This window comes from Kordiimonas lipolytica (assembly GCF_042651265.1).
Lineage (GTDB): Bacteria > Pseudomonadota > Alphaproteobacteria > Sphingomonadales > Kordiimonadaceae > Kordiimonas > Kordiimonas lipolytica.
Window position 1 is genome coordinate 589,874 of sequence record NZ_JBHSCR010000003.1, and the last position, 18,999, is coordinate 608,872.

Annotated in this window: 20 protein-coding genes; 14 read left to right on the forward strand and 6 right to left on the reverse strand. The window is 58.0% G+C overall.

The annotated features are described in order from the left end of the window. Positions 1-126 precede the first annotated feature (126 nt). From ACFO5Q_RS06935 to ACFO5Q_RS06995, 13 genes are all read left to right on the forward strand, one after another. Positions 127-648 carry an outer membrane beta-barrel protein gene (locus ACFO5Q_RS06935; protein ID WP_068153391.1) on the forward strand — a complete coding sequence of 174 codons (522 nt, stop codon included), beginning with the start codon at positions 127-129 and terminating at the stop codon, positions 646-648. A gap of 106 nt (positions 649-754) precedes the next feature. Beyond that, positions 755-1,147 (forward strand): hypothetical protein, encoded by a 393-nt coding sequence (locus ACFO5Q_RS06940; protein WP_068153394.1) that lies wholly within the window; start codon positions 755-757, stop codon positions 1,145-1,147. Positions 1,148-1,151: 4 nt separating this feature from the next. Further along, positions 1,152-1,724 (forward strand): GNAT family N-acetyltransferase, encoded by a 573-nt coding sequence (locus ACFO5Q_RS06945; protein WP_068153397.1) that lies wholly within the window; start codon positions 1,152-1,154, stop codon positions 1,722-1,724. A gap of 392 nt (positions 1,725-2,116) precedes the next feature. Then, the gene (locus ACFO5Q_RS06950) at positions 2,117-3,682 is read left to right on the forward strand and encodes a 2-isopropylmalate synthase (protein ID WP_068153399.1); all 1,566 of its coding nucleotides are present in this window, start codon (positions 2,117-2,119) and stop codon (positions 3,680-3,682) included. 166 nt (positions 3,683-3,848) lie between these two features. Continuing rightward, the gene (locus ACFO5Q_RS06955) at positions 3,849-4,670 is read left to right on the forward strand and encodes a CPBP family intramembrane glutamic endopeptidase (protein WP_068153401.1); all 822 of its coding nucleotides are present in this window, start codon (positions 3,849-3,851) and stop codon (positions 4,668-4,670) included. Positions 4,671-4,910: 240 nt separating this feature from the next. Then, positions 4,911-5,945 (forward strand): rod shape-determining protein, encoded by a 1,035-nt coding sequence (locus ACFO5Q_RS06960; RefSeq protein WP_068153403.1) that lies wholly within the window; start codon positions 4,911-4,913, stop codon positions 5,943-5,945. Between the two features lie 138 nt (positions 5,946-6,083). Next, positions 6,084-6,878: a rod shape-determining protein MreC gene (gene mreC / locus ACFO5Q_RS06965; RefSeq protein ID WP_068153408.1), complete on the forward strand. Its 795-nt coding sequence runs from the start codon at positions 6,084-6,086 to the stop codon at positions 6,876-6,878. Then, a complete protein-coding gene (locus ACFO5Q_RS06970) occupies positions 6,878-7,387 on the forward strand; it encodes a hypothetical protein (protein WP_068153413.1) in 510 nt (169 codons plus the stop codon). The genes mreC and ACFO5Q_RS06970 overlap by 1 nt, the downstream gene beginning before the upstream one ends. Before the next feature lie 2 nt (positions 7,388-7,389). Next, positions 7,390-9,246, forward strand: a complete 1,857-nt coding sequence (gene mrdA, locus ACFO5Q_RS06975; RefSeq protein WP_068153417.1) for a penicillin-binding protein 2 — start codon at positions 7,390-7,392, stop codon at positions 9,244-9,246. After that, on the forward strand, positions 9,246-10,400 hold the full coding sequence (gene rodA / locus ACFO5Q_RS06980) for a rod shape-determining protein RodA (protein WP_082720124.1): 1,155 nt from the start codon (positions 9,246-9,248) through the stop codon (positions 10,398-10,400). The genes mrdA and rodA overlap by 1 nt, the downstream gene beginning before the upstream one ends. Positions 10,401-10,464: 64 nt before the next feature. Next, positions 10,465-11,778 (forward strand): amidohydrolase, encoded by a 1,314-nt coding sequence (locus ACFO5Q_RS06985; protein WP_068153419.1) that lies wholly within the window; start codon positions 10,465-10,467, stop codon positions 11,776-11,778. Positions 11,779-11,868: 90 nt separating this feature from the next. Continuing rightward, on the forward strand, positions 11,869-12,345 hold the full coding sequence (locus ACFO5Q_RS06990) for a transcriptional repressor (protein ID WP_068153420.1): 477 nt from the start codon (positions 11,869-11,871) through the stop codon (positions 12,343-12,345). A gap of 94 nt (positions 12,346-12,439) precedes the next feature. After that, positions 12,440-14,623: a tetratricopeptide repeat protein gene (locus ACFO5Q_RS06995; RefSeq protein WP_068153423.1), complete on the forward strand. Its 2,184-nt coding sequence runs from the start codon at positions 12,440-12,442 to the stop codon at positions 14,621-14,623. A 4-nt stretch (positions 14,624-14,627) separates the two neighbouring features. Here ACFO5Q_RS06995 and ACFO5Q_RS07000 read toward each other — a convergent pair whose 3' ends face one another. Both ACFO5Q_RS07000 and msrA read right to left on the reverse strand, forming a co-directional pair. Further along, positions 14,628-15,218 (reverse strand): TMEM165/GDT1 family protein, encoded by a 591-nt coding sequence (locus ACFO5Q_RS07000; RefSeq protein ID WP_231727365.1) that lies wholly within the window; start codon positions 15,216-15,218, stop codon positions 14,628-14,630. A 43-nt stretch (positions 15,219-15,261) separates the two neighbouring features. Continuing rightward, positions 15,262-15,732 (reverse strand): peptide-methionine (S)-S-oxide reductase MsrA, encoded by a 471-nt coding sequence (gene msrA / locus ACFO5Q_RS07005; protein ID WP_068153425.1) that lies wholly within the window; start codon positions 15,730-15,732, stop codon positions 15,262-15,264. A gap of 126 nt (positions 15,733-15,858) precedes the next feature. Between msrA and ACFO5Q_RS07010 the strand changes: the two genes are divergently transcribed. Further along, positions 15,859-16,215 carry a hypothetical protein gene (locus tag ACFO5Q_RS07010; protein WP_068153429.1) on the forward strand — a complete coding sequence of 119 codons (357 nt, stop codon included), beginning with the start codon at positions 15,859-15,861 and terminating at the stop codon, positions 16,213-16,215. Positions 16,216-16,226: 11 nt separating this feature from the next. Here ACFO5Q_RS07010 and ACFO5Q_RS07015 read toward each other — a convergent pair whose 3' ends face one another. Genes ACFO5Q_RS07015 through ACFO5Q_RS07030 form a run of 4 tightly spaced genes read right to left on the reverse strand, consistent with a single transcriptional unit; the run spans position 16,227 to position 18,936 of the window. Next, the gene (locus ACFO5Q_RS07015) at positions 16,227-16,628 is read right to left on the reverse strand and encodes an acyl-CoA thioesterase (protein WP_068153432.1); all 402 of its coding nucleotides are present in this window, start codon (positions 16,626-16,628) and stop codon (positions 16,227-16,229) included. After that, a complete protein-coding gene (locus tag ACFO5Q_RS07020; RefSeq protein WP_068153435.1) occupies positions 16,625-17,803 on the reverse strand; it encodes a mechanosensitive ion channel family protein in 1,179 nt (392 codons plus the stop codon). Before ACFO5Q_RS07020 ends, ACFO5Q_RS07015 begins: the two co-directional genes overlap by 4 nt. Before the next feature lie 21 nt (positions 17,804-17,824). Then, complete coding sequence (locus tag ACFO5Q_RS07025) at positions 17,825-18,091, reverse strand: hypothetical protein (RefSeq protein WP_068153437.1); 267 nt, start codon at positions 18,089-18,091, stop codon at positions 17,825-17,827. Between the two features lie 44 nt (positions 18,092-18,135). Then, positions 18,136-18,936, reverse strand: coding sequence for a DUF1499 domain-containing protein (locus tag ACFO5Q_RS07030; protein ID WP_068153440.1), 801 nt, complete (start codon positions 18,934-18,936; stop codon positions 18,136-18,138). Positions 18,937-18,999 lie beyond the last annotated feature (63 nt).

Genomic DNA, 18,999 nt, shown 5'->3' on the forward strand with positions numbered 1-18,999 from the left:
TGGGCGGCCCACTCCTGGGGTCGCCCTTTTTTTGCCTTGAAACAGGCGTATCAGGGAAAGATCGATTTACTGGGTCAGGCAGAGCTGCTAGGGCTCCCCCGGTTTCGAGGACAACAGGAGCATCCCATGAATAAATTCACGATGGCAGGTCTATCCCTGTCGGCAGCGCTGGCATTTGCACCGTCGGCTTTCGCCGGTGACTTTAGTGGTCTATACGGCGGCATTGAAAGCTCGGTCGACGTCAGTGACCAGTCGGTGCTGGTGGGCGGCGTGATCGGCTACCGTATGGAACCGGTGCCTTATGTTGTTGTGGGCGTTGAGGGCAGCTATGGCAGCCATGTGGAAGGCACGCGCGACATTGAAGGCGCTGTTGGCGACTTCGGCGGCGAATGGGACATCACAGGCATTGCCGGGATCGTTTTCGGCGACGACGACCAGAATATGGTCTATGGCTCCATCGGCTATATGAACGTGAGCTATGAGACCATCGGGGTGGTGGGTTCCACCAGTGCCGATGACGTGCGCTTCGGCGCGGGTGTTGAGCACCAGTTCAGTGACCTCTTGTCGTTCCGCATCGGCGCAGACTATGCCAAGCCCGCGGGCGAGGCCACCTACCGCATCAAGGCAGGGCTGCTCGTAAATTTCTAAGCTAGTGAGCGACGGTTAGAGGAAGGCGATCGCATGTCGGTCGCCTTTTTTGTTGCAATCTTAGCCCGTCCGCGATTTGCTTTCGAAAATCACGAGGAGGGGGCTTTTGAATATTCTGATTTTCATACTTATGTTTTCCGCTACAGCTGATACCGCCGAAGGTAGTGTGCTGTGCGGTAAGGGCTATGCAACTGTTGGCGAGGCAATGGCATATGCACACGCTTTGGACGGTGGCGGTCGGATGCCGAGCGACGAATTTCTCCTTTACTTCGAAGAAAGCGACACTGGCATCCAGCAGTTAAGCCCAAATAGTTGGTATATAACGCTTCCCGGTCACCCTGCCCATCCCGCAGTAGCCTGCACGTCGATAACGAAGGCTGAGAGTCATGAGGACCCTCTGCAGACAGATTTCACTTTGGTATGTGAAGGTGAGAAAACCGCCTGCAGAAAGCTGGACGCGCGGTTGCGTCCCAAAACATTACGAGTAAGATTTAACTAGGTGGATGACAGACATTCTCCCGATATCAACCGATCGTCTGATCCTCCGCTCGTTTCGCGAGGATGATGCGGTGGCGTTCCACGGCTGGCGCAATGACGCGGAGGTGGCGCGCTATACGCTGTGGGACTATCCCTTTGCCATTGACCGCGCCGAGAAATTCTGCCGCGAGCAGGCGGCGCTTGAGCCGTTCCCGGAAGGCCGGTACCACCAGCTGATGATCGAGGAGAAGGCAACAGGCCTTGCCATCGGTGACATCGGCGTGGGCAATGGTGTGACGCCAGAAGGAACAGGCCATGTCCGTATCGGCTATTCGCTCAGCACCAATGGGCAGGGCAAGGGCTATATGACCGAAGCACTGAGGGCTTTGCTGCCCGCGCTTGTGAAGCCCCTGCAGGTCGTCAAATTCTCTGCCGATATTGATGTGCGCAACCCGGCTTCGGGCCGGGTGCTGGAGCGCTTGGGCTTCAAACCGGTCGGCCCGGTGCACCTGAAGCGCACGTTCGTCAAGGGTGAATGGTGCGACGAGCAAGACTATGAACTGGACGTGGCAGGCAGTTGGCTCAGCAACAAAGAATAGTTTCGCCTGTTACCAATTGAAATAAAATTTCCCAAATTTGCCTCTTGCGATTATAAAATAATATGATACTCCTAAATTTCTCGGGCAAAAACGCCCGGATATACAGGATTTGCAAGGGGTCTAAGACGGATGAACGGTCGGACACCACAAAAGAGACAGGCAAAAGCCATCGCCATTTCCAAAGCGGCGCCGGCTGATTTCACGCGCGTCATTCTTTCTTCCGGCCTCCTGATTACCCTCCTACTCGCTGGTCTATCGCTCCTTGGTGCGGGTCGACTTATCGGCCCTTGAGCATCGCAAGCTGTGGCACATTTTCGTGCTCGGATGCTTAAGGGTAATGCCAGCTGAAGTCATTCATTCAGATCGTTACTAGAAATATCGGGAATAATGCCATGTCACACAGTGAAGCAAACCGTGTGCGAATATTTGACACCACTTTGCGCGACGGCGAGCAATCGCCCGGCGCATCCATGACCCTGGAAGAGAAACTGCAGATCGCCCGCGTGCTGGAAAATATGCGCGTCGATGTGATCGAGGCCGGTTTCGCCATAGCATCAAACGGCGATTTCGAATGCGTGAACCGCATTGCGAAAGAGATCAAGGACAGCACTGTCTGTTCGCTTGCCCGCGCCGCCCTTGGCGATATCGACCGCGCCGGCGAGGCCATCAAGCCCGCCAATTCCGGCCGTATCCACACCTTCATCGCCACCAGCCCGCTTCATATGAAAGTGAAGCTGCAGATGGAACCAGAGGCGGTGATTGAGGCGATCCATGCCTCTGTTTCCCGCGCCTGCACCTTCACCAACGACGTGGAATGGTCGGCCGAGGATGCGACGCGCACTGAAATCGATTTCCTTTGCCGAGCGGTCGAGACCGCGATCAAGGCGGGGGCCACCACCATCAACCTGCCGGATACTGTGGGTTACGCCACGCCGCAGGAATATATGGACATGTTCAAGGCCGTGATTGAACGCGTGCCGAATTCGGACAAGGCGATCTTTTCCACCCACTGCCATAATGACCTTGGGCTTGCGGTCGCCAACTCGCTCGCCGGTGTGGCGGGCGGCGCGCGCCAGGTGGAGTGCACCATCAATGGCATCGGCGAACGTGCCGGGAATGCCGCGATGGAAGAGATCGTGATGGCGCTGAAGGTGCGCGGTGATGCGCTGCCTTACCACACGCGCATCAAAACGGAAGAGATCATGCGGGCCAGTAAGCTCGTCTCCACCGTGACCGGCTTTACGGTTCAGAACAACAAGGCCATTGTGGGCGCCAACGCGTTCGCGCACGAAAGCGGTATCCACCAGGACGGTGTCCTGAAAGCTGCAGAGACCTATGAGATCATGACGCCGGAATCGGTGGGCGTGACCAAGTCTGTGCTGACGATGGGCAAGCACTCCGGCCGCCACGCCTTCGCCGACAAGCTGAAGGACCTGGGCTACGAGCTTGGCGACAACGCCTTCCAGGAATGTTTCCGCCGCTTCAAGGAACTCGGGGACCGCAAAAAGAACATCTATGACGAGGATATCATTGCCCTTGTGGATGATGAGGTTGCCACCTGGGCCAACCGCATGCAGGTGATCAGCCTGAATACCTATAGCTCGTCGAACGGCGAAGCTGTCGCCAACCTCACCATGGCGATCGACGGCGAAAAGGCCAAGACAGTCACCTATGGCTCCGGCCCCGTGGACGCGGCCTTCAACGCCATCAAGGACCTGATCGGCATGGAGCCGCACCTGCAGCTTTTCCAAGTGCATGCAGTCACCCAGGGGACGGACGCGCAGGCGGAATGTACGGTGCGCCTTGAAGAAGGTGGGCGCACGGTGAACGGGCAGGGCGCGCATGAAGATACGGTTACAGCCGCCGCGCGGGCTTATGTGTCTGCGGTGAACAAGCTTCTGGTCAAGCGCGAAAAGAAAGCGCCGGACGAAGCCGCAAAGGTGGTCGCAGCGAAATAGCCTGTGGGCAGGCATCTGTAATGTCGCAAAGGGCGTCCAGGTGGCGCCCTTTTTTTCTGCGCTCGTCGGTTGCGCATATTCGTGTTGTCACTTTGGCTTAGAGTTATTAATGTTTCGCATCATTTTTCGCAGAGCCGAAAAAGGGGCCAAAAAGGGGGGGCGAGTAATGCAGGTGGAAACGGTTGCAGATGCAACGCCTGCAGACATGTCTGAATACGTAAGGGCAGAACCGAAGCGCCGTGGTGCCAGCGGTGAAATGCCCTATCAGCTGACCGTGCGGCGCGGGTTCGGCGCCTTTGCTGTGCTTTTTGGCAGCCAGTTTTTTATCGGTATCCTGGTCAGTGTTTTGTTCGAGTTTGTCGGCGTGGCTTACGATATTCCCAGTCTGGCAAGCCAGAACATGCCGCTGGTCATGGCGATGAGCCTTGGCCTCAGCAGCTTGGTGACCTACCTTTGGGTTCGGGCGGACATGGGCCGTTTCGGGCCGACATTCGCGTCCCAGATCGGGCTCAGGCCCAGCAGGCTGGACCGGGGGCAAACGGTGGTTCTGATCCTGGGGGTGTTTCTCATGACCCGGGTTCTTGCCGGGCTATATGCCACTGCGCTTGAAGGGGGCATGCCGGGGTCCATGCCCAGGGGCGGTGCCGAACAGATATTCGATCAGGCGGCTGCAACCGGCGCAGCGGCCGCGACCATATTGATGTTTTTGCTGGCTTCGTTTGTGGCGCCCATCATTGAAGAGGTTGTCTTTCGGGGCTATCTCCAGTCAGCACTGAGGCGCAGGATACCGGCTTGGAGCGCAATCACAGTGGCTGCGCTTGTTTTCGCGGCTATTCACGGCAGCCTCATCTTGCTGCCACTCTATTTCATAATCGGTGCCGGACTCGGATATGTTTATGAACGTACCGCCAGCATTTATGCCGCGATAGGTCTGCATATGCTCAATAATGTCATTTTCAGCATTTTTGTGGTTGCCGGTTGGGCATAACCGGGTGTGAGGTTCCCCTCTTGAGGTATGCAAAAAAGCCTACAATTTTACTGACTTAGGCCACATTTTGCGGATCTGGGCTGTTTGGTGCCAAAAAAAAGCAAAATATGGGACTATCTTGCGTCTAGCCTCTTGTGATTTACCCATATCTGGCCCATAACCGCTTTTATGCCTGCGTGATGACGGGTGTCTTCACGTAGGGTCAAAAATTCAGTCAAGCTTTCAGGATAAGAGGGTTAAATGCTATCAAAGCTGCTCGGCATGTTTTCGTCAGATATGGCGATTGATCTTGGTACCGCAAACACACTTGTTTACGTGAAGGGCCGGGGTATCGTGCTGAACGAACCTTCGGTTGTTGCGATCAAAAGTGAACACGGGCGCGACCGTGTGCTGGCTGTTGGCGATGAAGCCAAGCTGATGCTGGGCCGGACGCCTTCTGGCATTCAGGCCATTCGCCCACTGCGTGACGGTGTGATCGCCGACTTCCACGTAGCTGAACAGATGATCAAACACTTTATCCAGAAAGTGCATAACCGCTCTTTCGCTAGCCCGCAGGTTGTTGTGTGCGTGCCGTCCGGCTCCACAGCGGTTGAGCGCAAGGCCATTCAGGAATCGGCTGAGCAAGCAGGTGCTCGCAAGGTTTACCTGATCGACGAGCCAATGGCTGCCGCAATCGGCGCAGGCCTGCCGGTAACCGAACCACAAGGTTCCATGGTTGTGGACATCGGCGGCGGTACCACCGAGGTGGCCGTTCTTTCCTTGTCCGGCATCGTGTTTGCCACCAGCGTCCGCGTGGGCGGCGACAAGATGGACGAAGCCCTGATCGCTTATATTCGCCGTAACCATAACCTTCTGATTGGTGAGGCCACGGCTGAGCGCATCAAGAAGGAAATCGGTACGGCGCTGGTGCCGGAAGACGGTGTGGGCATGACCATGACCATCAAGGGGCGTGACCTGATGAACGGCGTACCGAAAGAGCTTGAGGTGAACCAGCTTCAGGTTGCCGAAGCCCTGTCTGAGCCAGTGAGCCAGATTGTGGAAGGCGTAAAGGTTGCGCTTGAACAAACGGCGCCGGAGCTTGCAGCCGATATCGTTGACCGCGGCGTTGTCCTGACCGGCGGTGGCGGCATGCTGAAGGACCTGGATACAGTGATCCGCAAGGCAACCGGCTTGCCGGTGACCATTGCGGAAGAGCCGCTGACATGTGTTGCTCTGGGTACCGGCCGCGCGCTTGAGGACCCAACCCTGCGCCTTGTCCTGACCGAAAGCTATTAACCGGCCCTGAGCGGGCCATGGCACCGTGCCAAACCCCCGGGAGGTTGAACGCTGAGTCCGACACTGCACTCCGCTAACCTGTCTTCATCCCCTCGCTTTCGCCGTGGTGGCAAGGCGAAGGGTGGGTTTTGGCCGTATATGCTGGTCGCCATAGCGCTTCTGACATTTGAATGGGTGGGCTCTGGCGTACCACACCAGATCCGTGCCTATGCCAATGATGTTGTGGCCCCAGTGCTTCGGGTGCTGGAGCAGCCCATTCGCGCCGTCCAGGCGGGCCTTGAACGTATCGCCGGCGTGTCTGACATCTATCTTGAAAATGAAACCCTGCGGGATGAAAACGACCGGCTTAGGCAGTGGCGGGAAGCCGCGATGCAGTTGAGCCGCGAGAACGAACGCCTTCGCGGCATGCTGAAGGTGCCAGGCCGCGAAGTGCCACCTGCTGCTACCACAAGGGTGATCGGCGTTGGCGGTGGCGCGTTCGAGCGCAGCGTTTTGATCGGTGCAGGGTCCGCGGACGACGTCAAGCGCGGCAGCCCGGTGGTGGACGAGACCGGCGTCGTGGGCCGCGTGATCCAGGTGGGCCGCTGGACCAGCCGGGTGCTGCTTCTGACAGATATCAACAGCCGGGTGCCGGTGCGGCTTGAGCGCACGGGTGATCTGGCGATTGCAGAGGGCCAGAACGAAAGCCTCCTAAGGCTTCGCTTCCTGCCGCAGGGCGTGCAGGTGAAGGAGGGTGACCGTTTGCTGACATCCGGCCATGGCGGCGCATTCCCACCTGACCTGCCTGTGGCGCGGGTGGTGGACGTGGTGGACGATTTCGTATTGCTTGAGCCGCTTGGCCTTCTTGGCAAGCTCGATTATGTGCGGGTGATGGCCTATGAGCCAGTGCCCGAAGAGGCGACCCAACCAGAAGCACCAGGGGAGGGTAACTGATGAACGCAGCACGCCGTCCCGCCATGGCATCCTTCGGTTTCGCCGGCTTTGTGCCGCTGATCGCCTGTTTTGTCATGGTTATCCTGATGATGCTGCCACTGGGGACGGGGGCGGCCAACATCGCTATGCCGAACCTTGTGCTGATTGGCGTTTTTTACTGGTTGTCTTCGCGCCCAATCCTGATGCCATATGGCGCCTGCGCAGTGCTTGGCTTCTTCCTGGATCTGTGGCTGGACGTGCCCATGGGGCTGAACATGGTCCTTCTGCTGCTGACACGTCTTTTCGTTCTCAACCAGCTCAAGCACTATAAGGGCCGCAGCCGTCTTGTGCATTGGGTCATCTTTGCTGTTCTGTCGTTTGGCCTCTATCTTTTGTCCTGGCTGCTGATCTCGCTGGTTTATGGCACAATGCTGCCACCCGAGCCGCTGGCGCTGCAGTGGGTGATCACTGCCTTTTCCTATGCGCCCGTTGGGTTTGTACTTGGGCGTCTTAGACGGGCAGCGATGTAAGGATGGCTAGAGAGGGCCTTAGATACCAGGTATTCAGCAGGCGCGCGCTTCTGCTTGCAGGGGCGCAGGGGCTGGTGCTGACCGCCCTTGGCGGCAGGCTTTACTATCTGTCCGTTGTGCAGGGCGAGAAATACAAGCTGCGCGCCGAGAAGAACAGGGTGGCGCTTCGCTTGATCGCACCGGAACGTGGCGAAATTTTTGATCGCAACCGCCGCAAGCTGGCCACCAACCGCCCGGACTTCCGCGTTTTCATGATCCCTGAGCAGGCCGATGAGATCGCCAGCACGCTTGAGAAAATCGGCCGTGTCGTAAAGCTGGACGAACGCCGTATCGCGCGCCTTGAACGCCAGATAAAACGTCAGCGCAAATTCGTGCCCATCACCGTGGCCCAGGGTCTGGACTGGCGCACCTTCGCCCGCGTCAATGTGGCGGTACCTGACCTGCCCGGCGTGGTGACGGATGCGGGCCTGTCGCGTTTCTACCCCAGCGGCAATGAGATCGCGCATTTGATTGGCTATCTGGCCAGCCCCGGTGAAGAGGAAGTCACGGCGAACCCTCTCTATCAGCTACCTGGCTTCAAGGTAGGCAGGCAGGGGCTTGAGCGCCGCTATGAAAGCCGCCTGCGGGGGTCTGCAGGAACTCGCCGCGTTGAAGTGAATGCCGTGGGCCGTGAAATTCGGGAACTGCCCCCACGGCAGGAAGCGCAAGCGGGCAATGACCTGCAACTGACACTTGATATTGACCTGCAGAAATTCGTTATGGAACAGTTGGGTGAGGAAGCAGCTGGCGCTGTTGTGATGAACGCCAAAACAGGGGAGATCCTGTCGCTCGCGTCCACGCCGTCGTTTGACCCCAACGAGTTTACGCGCGGCATCAGCACCGAGAACTGGCAGGCTCTGTTGAAAGACCCAAGGAAGCCGCTCATCAACAAGGCTGTTTCCGGCCTTTACCCGCCGGGCTCAACGGTTAAGCCGATCATTGCGCTGGCAGCGCTTGAGCAAGGCGTGGTCAAGGAAGATACAGAACATTACTGCAACGGCAGACACCGTTTCGGCAACCGCACCTTCCGCTGCTGGAAGCGGGGAGGCCACGGCAAGCTGGACCTCAAGGGCGCTATTTCCAACAGCTGCGACGTCTATTTCTACAAGATTGCGGAAGAACTGAATATCGAAGCCATAGCCGATATGTTGCGTCGCTTTGGCCTGGGGCAACGGTTCGACCTGGGTATAGACGGTGAAAAGGAAGGCCTGGTGCCGGACCCCGCCTGGAAACGCGCGGTGAGGAACGAGCCTTGGCACGGCGGTGAGACGCTGAATGTGTCTATCGGCCAGGGTGCCCTGCTGGCAACGCCGCTGCAGCTGGCGGTGATGACGGCGCGGCTCGCATCGGGCTACAAGTTGGAGCCGTCGCTCGTGAGCAAGGATCTGGAGACAGACGCGCCGGATACGTCGTTTGCGGCCATGGACGCCAACCCGCTTCATATGCGCATCGCCCGCCGCGGCATGGAGATGGTGATGGAAGTCGGCGGCACCGCGCACGATTACAGACGCTCGAAATCCGCCCCGACACAGGCAGGCAAAACCGGCACGGCACAGGTGCGCCGCATCAGTGAAAGCGAACACCAGGAAGGCGTGCGCGATAATGATGAGCTGCCATGGGCCATGCGTGACCATGCGCTCTTTATCGGGTATTCGCCGGTTGACGACCCGCAAGTCGCCATTGGCATGCTGGTGCAGCACGGTGGTGGTGGATCTTCTGTGGCGGCGCCCATAGCGCGCGCCGTCATGGACAAGGCGCTTGCGCTCATGAAACAGAAGTCGCCGGAAGAGCCGAATCTACCGGAAGAGGGAGAGGCCTGATGGGTACTGCACGCATGTTTGGTCCTCGCCGGGTGGACAAGAACCCGCTGCAGAGGCTTCTCAGCCTGAACTGGGGCATGGTGTTGATCAATTGCATGATCGCCTGCATCGGTTTTGCCATGCTGTATTCTGTCGCGGGTGGCGACTGGGACCCATGGGCCTCGCGCCAGGCGGCCCGCTTTGCTGGCGCCCTTGTGCTGATGCTGATCATCGCGGTTATTGATATCCGGTACTGGATGGCCTTTGCCTATCCGGCCTGGGCCATCGGGCTCGGACTTCTCCTGGCGGTAGAAGTGATAGGCTCAACCGGAATGGGCGGCCAGCGCTGGCTGGACATTGGTTTTATGCGACTGCAGCCGTCGGAACTGATGAAAATCGCAGTCGTCATGGCGCTCGCCCGCTATTTCCACGGCCGGAACTATGACCAAAGCCGCAGCCTCAGGTCCTTGTTTGTGCCTGCGATGCTGATGCTGATCCCGGTGGCGCTGGTGTACCGCCAGCCAGACCTTGGTACAGCCCTGATGATTGTGATGGGCGGCATGGCCATCCTGTTTTTGGCGGGCCTGCCAGCCTGGCTGTTCATTGCGGCAGGCGTGGCGGTTTCAGCGGCCATACCGATCGTGTGGCAGTTCATGCGGGACTATCAGAAAGACCGGGTGCTGACCTTCCTGAATCCGGAAGCAGACCCACTGGGCGCGGGCTACCAGATTACCCAGTCGAAGATCGCGCTGGGCTCAGGCGGTATGACCGGCAAGGGCTTTCTTGAAGGCACGCAAAGCCAGCTCAACTTTCTGCCTGAAATGAAAACCGATTTCATCTTTACGGTGCTGGCAGAGGAATTCGGCCTTATTGGCGCGTCGATCACCCTGGTGCTGTATGGCATCGTTCTGGGATACGGGCTGTTGATGGGGCTTGGGTGTCGCAGCCAGTTCGGGCGCCTTATGGCGGGCGGGCTGTCGATCACGCTCTTTCTTTACGTGATGATCAATGTGGCCATGGTGATGGGCCTGATGCCGGTTGTGGGCGTGCCGCTGCCAATGATTTCCTATGGCGGGTCAGCCATGCTGACGTGGATGATCGCCTACGGGCTGATCCTTTCGGTTGCCATTCACCGCCATGTGACGCTTGCGCCGAAAGGCAGTGGTCTCGCCTGACCCGTTTCTGGCTTGCCAGCCCCTGAAATCATTGTATCTTCCTAGCTATCTGGGAGGATACAAAATGAAAAAAATCATCATGGGCACCGCGCTTGCGGCCTGTCTGAACGCCCCTGTTTTCGCAAGCGACCTGACCGATGCCATCGGCGCGGACTATGACTATCTGAAGGCGCTTTATACCCACCTTCACCTGAACCCTGAAATTTCGTTGCAGGAAGAAAAGACCGCGGCGCGCATTGCAGGCGAACTTCGCGCCGCCGGTTTCGATGTGACAGAAAATGTCGGCGGTTTTGGCGTAGTGGGGGTTATGAGGAACGGTGAAGGACCGACGCTGATGATCCGTGCGGACATGGATGCCCTGCCGGTTGCCGAACAAACCGGCCTGCCATACGCCAGTACCGTCACAACGGTGGACGACAAGGGCAAGACCGTGCCTGTGATGCATGCGTGCGGCCATGATATACACATGACCAGCCTCATCGGCACCGCGCGACGCTTGGCGGCCATGAAAGACCAATGGTCAGGGACGCTTGTGATGATCGGCCAGCCCGCGGAAGAGCGTGTGCTTGGGGCAGAAGCCATGATTGAAGAAGGCCTGTTCAGCAAGTTTCCGAAGCCGGACCATAATATCGCGCTTCATGTCAGCGCTGGGATGAAGGCGGGCGATGTTGGCATGGCGAAGGGCTATGCGCTCGCAAACGTGGACACGGTTGACCTGGCCATAAAGGGTGTTGGTGGCCACGGCGCCTATCCGCACACCACGAAGGACCCGGTGGTGTTGGCGGCGCAGATTGTGGTGGCGCTGCAGACACTGGTGTCACGCGAAACCTCGCCCCTTGATGCGGCTGTGGTGACCGTGGGGTCGATCCATGCTGGCACCAAACATAATATTATCTCCAACAGTGCGCATCTGCAGATGACCGTGCGGTCTTATAAGGATGATGTCAGGAAACGACTTCTGGACGGTATCCAGCGGATCGCCAACGCGCAGGCGCTGTCTGTGGGGCTGCCGGAAGACATGTGGCCAACCATGACCGTCAGCGAGAGCACGCCAGCGACTTATAACGACCCGGATATGACGGGTGCGGTTTTCGATACGCTCTCGGATGCGCTGGGCGAAGACCGGGTGCATGTGCTGACGCCGGTGATGGGGGCAGAGGATTTCGCGCTCTATAGCCGCACGGAAGAAAAGATACCGAGTCTGATTTTCTGGCTGGGCGGCGTGCCGGAGGCAGATTTTAAAGCAGCAGAAAAAGGTGAGAAAAAGCTGCCAAGCCTGCATTCGGCCTTTTTTGCTCCAGACGCCGAGCCCACCATCAAGGGCGGTGTGGAGGCCATGACCACAGCGGCGCTTTCGCTTCTGGGTAAAAAAGAGTAGCTAATTGACAAACCTTAACGTCATGTCCGGGCTGGAAACCCGGCCCGGATATGGTTAAGATGTCAGGAAGACAAAAAACAGGGGAAAACAGTGGCCCATACACACCACGATCATAGCATTTGCATCGACGATGCCCTCGCAGAGGCTGAGCGCGTCTGCGCAGAGCATGGCTCGCGTTTCACCGATCTGCGCCGCCGCATCCTGAAGATGATCTGGCAGGGCCATAAGGCCGTGAAAGCCTATGATCTTCTGGACCAACTGGCGACTGAAGGGGGCTCTGCGAAGCCACCGACCGTGTACCGCGCGCTTGATTTCCTGATGGAAGAGGGCCTGGTGCACAAGATCGAATCGCTGAACGCCTATATCGGATGCCCGCATCCGGGAGATGACCATGTCAGCCAGTTCCTGATTTGCGACAAGTGCGAAAATGTGCGTGAGGTCACGTCCGACGCGCTTGGTCAGGCCGTGACAGGTGCTGCCAAGGACGCAGGCTTCAAAATCAGCAGGCAAACCCTTGAACTGCACGGCGTTTGCGCCGATTGCCAGAAGGACGCCCGCGCGGCCTGAAGCCTTTTCAGTTTTCCTAATCTATCCAGGCATCTATCCCGGCGGCAGATTTCGCTAGAGTTTTTAGCGGTCTGCCGGTAAAGCCCATTGTCTTATGGCAGAACTTCTCGACATCAACACGACCGCAAAAGAATTTCTGGCGCTTGCTGCTCACCAGCTGGCGACGGGGGAATTCGCGCAGGCGGAAACAACGGCGCGCGCGGTCTTGAAAATCACGCCCAAGTCGGCTGCGGGCTGGCATATGCTGGGCGATGTTCTGTCGGTACTGCCCGGAAGGCGCGGGGAGGCCTCGGAAGCTTACGATAAGGCGCAGGCGTTTGACCCTGAGGATCAACAGGCTGCGGATGCGCAGACCAGCCTGGGCGAACGCGCGACTGTGGCGCCCAACAAAACCCGTCGCGAACGCAACCTGTCCCTGCCGCACATGGCGCCCGCAGACGGCAAGGAGCGGCTGATCAGTGAAGCCCGCGCCGCAGAGGCCCGGGAAGACTGGGCGACTGCCAAGGAAGCCTGGGAAACCATGCTTCAGATCGACCCGTCGGATACCTGGGCCTGGTCCCAGTATGGGCATCTCCTGAGCGTGAACCTGCACCAGTATGCGGAAGCCGAAACAGCCTTCCGCCGTGCAATTGAAGAAGACCCGACAGATGATTGGGCCTGGGGCAAGCTTGGTATCATGCTGGCGGATTTCATGGGCCGGGTGAAAGAGGGGCAGAGCATGCTCCGGCGCGCGATCGCGCTTGATCCGGGCGAATGCTATTATCGCGGTTGGCTTGGCTGGTCGCTGTACCGGCAGAGCGAAGACCTCAAAGGTGCGGAAGCGGAGCTTGCTGCCGCAGTGAAGCTGTGGCCTGACTATCAGTGGGCTCATTTCCACCTTGGCTTTGTGCGCATGGAAATGGGAGACCGTCCTAAGAAAGCAGAGGAAGCCTTGTTGCGGGCCGAAGCGCTTGAGCCGCAGGACGTGCCTACGCTTTATGCGCTGGCCACGCTTTACGAGGAACAGATGAACCGGCCACGCAAAGCCCTGCGCGCCTACCAGAAGCTGGTGGATCTGGTGCCGGATGACCCCGTCGTCTACCGCCAGCTGGGGATGCTGTATCAGGCGGCACTTGGGGACCCCAAGCGGGCGGTTGAGGTGTATCAGAAAGCGCTTGAGATCGACCCGCAGGACTTCGATGTGCTGGCCCGCCTTGGGTGGCTGCATTGGGAAGTTCTCGACAAGGTCGAGGAAGGCATTGGTTTTCTTGCCAAAGCGGCAGAGATCGCCCACGACAGCCCGTGGGTGGCAACCCATATGGGCCAGGCGCTTTACCACGGCGCCGGAAAAATGGATGAGGCCGAGGCCTGGTTCAAGAAGGCCATCGAGCTGGACCCGGATTATGACTGGGCCCACGCCATGCTGGGCGCCCTGAATTTCGAGCATAAGGAAGACGCGGAAGCGGCGGAATATCATTTCCGGCAGGCTATTCGCATCAGCCCCGATTACGGTTTCGCCTGGGCGCGGCTTGGCCGCCTGCTTCTGATGACCGAATCGGATGTGGGTGAGACCTGGCAGGCCCTTTCGCGCGCGCTGGAGCTTTCACCTGGCAGCATCGATGTGCTGACGGATATCGTGTGGATGGGGATTTTCCGCCTGTACCGACCGGATCTGGTGGCTGTGCATGCGAAACGCCTGGTGGAGCGCGACCCGGACAGTGCCTATTGCCGTGTGCTTTATGGCCAGGTGCTCCGCTATATGTCCGATGACCCGTCAGCCGCGCTTGTGGAGCTGCAAAAGGCTGTGGAGCTCGCGCCGGACGACCACTATGCCTGGCACACTTTGGGCGAAGTGCTTCTGTATGACCTGGGTGACCTTGAGGCCGCTGAAGAGGCGCTTCTGCAGGCATCCACCAAGGAAAGCGAGTGCACAACGACCGACTGTGATATCGGGCTGGTGCGCTATGCCATCGGGCGCGAAGACGCAGCCATTGCCCATTATGAACGGGCGCTGGAGCTTGATAGCGAAGACAGCCAAGCCTGGCGGGCCTATGGCTGCTTCCTTTTCTATAGTGCGGGTGACACGACGCTTGCAGAAGAGGCGTTCGACCGTGCGATTGAGCTTGAGCCTGGCAATTTCGAACCCTGGGCCATGATGGCCGAATTCCTTAGTCGCCAGGGTGACCGGGAAGATGAGGTCGAGCAGGCCTATAAAAAAGCCACGGAGCTTGCGCCCCCTGACCTTGATATTGGCGAATGGGCCACACGCTTTCTCGAGCCCAAAGTGCTGGCGCGCTAAGCAGTTAGCCAGAGAAGGCGATCGTTCCGATACCGATAAGCACAAACAGGCCGCAAGCAACCAGATGAATGGTCTTGAGCGGCATGGCAGCCATTGCCTTCTTGCCCATAAGAACCACAGGCACGTTGGCGGCAAGCATGCCGATTGTGGTGCCCATGGTGACCAACAGGCCCGAAGCGTATTTTCCCGCCAATACAACAGTCGCAACCTGGGTTTTGTCGCCTATTTCGGCCAGGAAGAACAAGAGCAGCGTGGCTGTGAAGGCCCCCATGCCCTTGAACTGGGCCTCGTCGTCATCGGCCTTGTCGGGAATCAGCAGCCATAGCCCCAGCACGATGAAGGAAACACCGATGATCCAGCGGAGAGTATCTGCGGGCACTAGGTCCGCGAGCCAGGCCCCTAGAAGCACGGAAAGACCGTGATTGACCAGCGTGGCGATCAGGATGCCCATGATGATGGGCGTTGCCTTCCGGTAGCGCGCGGCCAGAACAAGGGACAGCAGCTGGGTCTTGTCACCGATTTCAGCAATCGCGACTGACAGGGTGGAAATGAAGAAGGCTTCCATGAAAGAATACTCGATACCAGGAGGGGCCATGATGGCCCCTCGTTTCCGTTATTTCAGCATGTGCTGCGGAGTGTTAGATGTGGCAGCTCGAAAGCCCGCGTTTGGCCAGATACTGCTGGTGATATTCTTCCGCTTCCCAGAAGGTGTCTGCCTTTTCAAGCGTGGTCACGACCGGGCGCTTGAAGCGGCCTGAAGCAATCAGCGCGGCTTTCTTTTCCTCGCCGACCTTTTTCTGGTCATCGTCATGATAGAAGATGGCAGAGCGGTACTGGGTGCCCACATCCGGGCCCTGACGGTTCAGCTCTGTTGGGTTGTGATTGTCGAAAAACACATCCACCAGCGTGCCATAGTCGATCTTGGCCGGGTCGAATTCGACCTGGACCACTTCAGCGTGGCCTGTTCTGTCGGTGCAGACATCCTCATAGGATGGATTGTCTTTTGCGCCGCCCATATAGCCCACACGTGTGCCGGTTACGCCGTCCATTGTGCGGAAGATTTCTTCCACACCCCAGAAACACCCACCACCAAAAGTCGCTTTTGCCATTTTCTTGTCTCTTTTAATCAGTTCTAATGCGCATATGTGAGCGCGAGATGTTACAAGCGCAATATGGGATCGCCGCAAGCCACTGTCGAGAGGCTTTCCGGTAAAAAGAATGTGTAGGAGACGGCTTTGAAACGCAACCTCAGACTGGTGTCAGCAGCCCTTGTTTTCATGGCGGGCGGTGCAGTGCATGCGCAATCGACCGAAATTCCGCAGGAGCTTCTGGATCTTGATCGTCAGCGCTGCTTGTCTGAATGCGTGCCGGGTTTTGGCGAAGAAACCTGCAAGCCCTTGTGTGAATGCACAGTGACGGAATTCAAGAAACGGCTGGATTTTTCGCGCTATCTGGAGCTTTCGGCACAACTTTCGCGCAATGAACTCAGCCCGGAAAACCGCACTTTTCTGGACACAGTTGCCCAATATTGTACGGCCGAGCTTGATAAATCAGGCGTGAAAGTCGGCAGCGGCGATGCGGCAGCGCAATAAGCAGCAGGCTATTATTCTGCGTTCCGAAGCGGGGTAGGGCGTCCATCTTTGTCGATAGCGACAAATATATAACGTCCTTCCGTCACCTGGTGGAGCGTGCGTTCCACGCCGCGTTCGGCATAAACGTCCAGCTTTACGGTCACGGATGTACGCCCGGTCTTTTCAATATCGGCATAGATGCTGATCACATCGCCAAGCTCAATCGGCTGGTGAAACTTCATGCCGTCGATCGCCACAGTCGCAACCGGTCCACCCGCGATCCGGCTGGCGGCATCTGCACCCGCGAGGTCCATCTGGGAAAGCACCCAGCCACCAAAGATGTTGCCATTCACATTCAGGTCCGATGGCTGCGGGATGGTGCGGATGGCCGCGCGGCGGCGCTCTTCGTCCAGCGTTTTCACGGTCAAGGTCATGCTTTGGTTCCTTGTGACTGGGCTGCGACTTGCAACTGGTCGGTTGGGGCGGCTTCGAACTCGCCCGGCATGGCCTCGATATATAGTGAGCGGCTGGGGAATGCAAAGCCCGTACCCGCGTCTTCAACGATTTTCTTGATTTCCAGCAACAGCTTTTCCTTGATGGCCAGCCACTGAAGCCAGTCGGTCGTGCGGGTAAAGGCATACAGCAGGATATCGATGGAACTGCCGGAGAATTGGTCGATACGTACGAATGTTGCGGTCTCGTCAGGCTGCACGAAGTCCGGGCTCTCGAGAATGTATCGTTCGATGCTGTCGCGCACCTGGCTGAGCTGGGCAGACGTGCTGCCATACTCAAGACCGATCACCCATTTGATTCGGCGGAAGGTCATGCGGGAAAAGTTTGTGACCGCGTGGTCGGACAGTTTCGTGTTGGGCACATAAACTGGCGCCTTGTCGAACCGGCGGATCGTGGTCGTGCGGAAGCCGATATGCTCGACCGTGCCTTCGACGATGCCCTTCACCAGAACCCAGTCGCCGGGGTGAAAGCGGCGTTCGCCAATGACAAAAAGCCCGGCGATCAGGTTCTTGAAAAGATCCTGTGCGCCAAGCGCCACTGCCACACCGAAGAGGCCGAGGCCGGCGATCAGCGGCCCAACCTGGATACCCCAGATTTCAAGAATTGTGGCGCCGCCAATGATGGCGAAAGCGGCCCGAATGGCCTTCGAAAGCCACTGGATCATCGACACGGTCAGATATTTGTCGGCCCGCTGCAACAACTCGCCCACAGGCCCTGCCGCCCGGTAGAGCGACCAGAAGATCACGAAGGCGATCAGCGATTTGTTCAGGTTCGAGGCCACATTGGAGGAATCAGGATCAAGTTCCAGATAGGCTGTGGCGAAGAAAAGGCCCAGCACAACGGGCACGAAGCGGACAGGGGCTTCGACCGCCTCGATTACACTGTCATCCAGGGTGTTCCTCGTTTTAGCGGCCCACTTGGAGACCCTGTTCAAAACCAGCCGGGTGAAAAGGTTCCGGAACAGCAGGAAAATAAGAAAAATGCCAGTCGCGATGACAATCTGGCCCACGTCCACGCCATATAGCCCGTTGGTCCAGACATCCTGCACCAGGGCCCAGAAATCTTCCCAGCTTGCGTTAAAATCCTTATCGGTCACCGCTATGTCCCATTTGCCTGTTTATGAATTCTCATTATCGTCGTTTGACGAGTGGGTAGACATATACAGGTTATGGACGGCTTCGTCATGCCCATGCTTGTTTGAGAAGAAAATAAGCGCCATCAGGCCGAAGCCGATCAAAATGGTGAAACCAAGCCCGACCACCATCGCCGCGACGCCATGGCCAGACAATTCAACGCCTTCGATATGCCCCATGACATAAAGCGACCAATAGGCGACAGCGCTGAGGGCTATGACGGAGCCAATGATCAACAGAAATCTTTTCATTTAGACTGCTTTCCGATAGGGCCGCGCGCAGTGTCCCTGCGGGCCTAACCTACCCGCGTGCGCAGTGCCGATGTATAGGCATCAATCAGATCTGCGTTGATGCCAAAGTCGGTATGACCCATCTCAGAAACTGCGCGAATGTCAAGAAAAGCCACTGCGTCTTTTTCGCGCACGGCAATAACGATGAAGCTTCGAAGGCCGAACCAGGGGCTGCTGTATATGGCTTCGATATGACCGGCCTGAAGGTCCTGGGAGACAATGGCCCAGCCCATTTTATTGGCTACGTCCGCAGCCAGTTCTGTGGCCTCGGGCACACTTCCGCCAAGCGGTGTGCTGCCAAGGCCAGGATAAGCTCTGTGGAGCTTCTCTGTGTAGCCGGGCTCAAGCCGGCTGCCCAGAATGTCGCTGGGGCTTGAAACTTCATAAGTTCGGCCGGGCAGGGTTCGAAAGGCCAGTGGCTCAGCCAGGGTAGTGGAAATATCATGCAGGACCGGTGCGCTTTCCGCCCGGTAGAACAGATTCCCCAGCGGCCAGGCAATGACGGCCACAAGGATGGCGGCGGTGATGCCGCGCCAGCTGGTGCGCGCCCGGCTTGAGAACCGGCCATGAAGAAGGCCCAAAAAGGTGAAACCGGCGGCTACCAGCATCAGGCGGAAGGCCACGGTGATGATCTTGAACTGCAGCTCATAAAGGCTGGGGTCTGCTACCGGATCACCAAACAGGCCGATACGGTAAAGCGGTCCTGCAGCAATCAGGGCAAGAAGGGCCAGACAGCCAGTGATCAGCCCAAGCGTGGCAAAGACAGATGGTTTCTGTCCTTCCTTTTTGAAAAAAATACGCGACATCACACTCCCCCGTTGCGGTTATTTCTACCGCATACGCTGCTTCGCTCCGCTGCCCTCAAAATC

What these genes read in the sequence shown, in the direction of transcription:
- ACFO5Q_RS06935 (WP_068153391.1), top strand. Translation starts at nt 127, where the DNA reads ATGAATAAATTCACGATGGCAGGTCTATCCCTGTCGGCAGCGCTGGCA.
- ACFO5Q_RS06985 (WP_068153419.1), top strand. Translation starts at nt 10,465, where the DNA reads ATGAAAAAAATCATCATGGGCACCGCGCTTGCGGCCTGTCTGAACGCC.
- ACFO5Q_RS07025 (WP_068153437.1), bottom strand. Translation starts at nt 18,091, where the DNA reads ATGAAAAGATTTCTGTTGATCATTGGCTCCGTCATAGCCCTCAGCGCT.
- ACFO5Q_RS06970 (WP_068153413.1), top strand. Translation starts at nt 6,878, where the DNA reads ATGAACGCAGCACGCCGTCCCGCCATGGCATCCTTCGGTTTCGCCGGC.
- ACFO5Q_RS06950 (WP_068153399.1), top strand. Translation starts at nt 2,117, where the DNA reads ATGTCACACAGTGAAGCAAACCGTGTGCGAATATTTGACACCACTTTG.
- ACFO5Q_RS06960 (WP_068153403.1), top strand. Translation starts at nt 4,911, where the DNA reads ATGCTATCAAAGCTGCTCGGCATGTTTTCGTCAGATATGGCGATTGAT.
- mreC (WP_068153408.1), top strand. Translation starts at nt 6,084, where the DNA reads ATGCTGGTCGCCATAGCGCTTCTGACATTTGAATGGGTGGGCTCTGGC.
- ACFO5Q_RS06945 (WP_068153397.1), top strand. Translation starts at nt 1,152, where the DNA reads ATGACAGACATTCTCCCGATATCAACCGATCGTCTGATCCTCCGCTCG.
- msrA (WP_068153425.1), bottom strand. Translation starts at nt 15,732, where the DNA reads ATGGCAAAAGCGACTTTTGGTGGTGGGTGTTTCTGGGGTGTGGAAGAA.
- ACFO5Q_RS07015 (WP_068153432.1), bottom strand. Translation starts at nt 16,628, where the DNA reads ATGACCTTGACCGTGAAAACGCTGGACGAAGAGCGCCGCCGCGCGGCC.
- mrdA (WP_068153417.1), top strand. Translation starts at nt 7,390, where the DNA reads ATGGCTAGAGAGGGCCTTAGATACCAGGTATTCAGCAGGCGCGCGCTT.
- ACFO5Q_RS07000 (WP_231727365.1), bottom strand. Translation starts at nt 15,218, where the DNA reads ATGGCCCCTCCTGGTATCGAGTATTCTTTCATGGAAGCCTTCTTCATT.
- ACFO5Q_RS06955 (WP_068153401.1), top strand. Translation starts at nt 3,849, where the DNA reads ATGCAGGTGGAAACGGTTGCAGATGCAACGCCTGCAGACATGTCTGAA.
- rodA (WP_082720124.1), top strand. Translation starts at nt 9,246, where the DNA reads ATGGGTACTGCACGCATGTTTGGTCCTCGCCGGGTGGACAAGAACCCG.
- ACFO5Q_RS06995 (WP_068153423.1), top strand. Translation starts at nt 12,440, where the DNA reads ATGGCAGAACTTCTCGACATCAACACGACCGCAAAAGAATTTCTGGCG.
- ACFO5Q_RS07030 (WP_068153440.1), bottom strand. Translation starts at nt 18,936, where the DNA reads ATGTCGCGTATTTTTTTCAAAAAGGAAGGACAGAAACCATCTGTCTTT.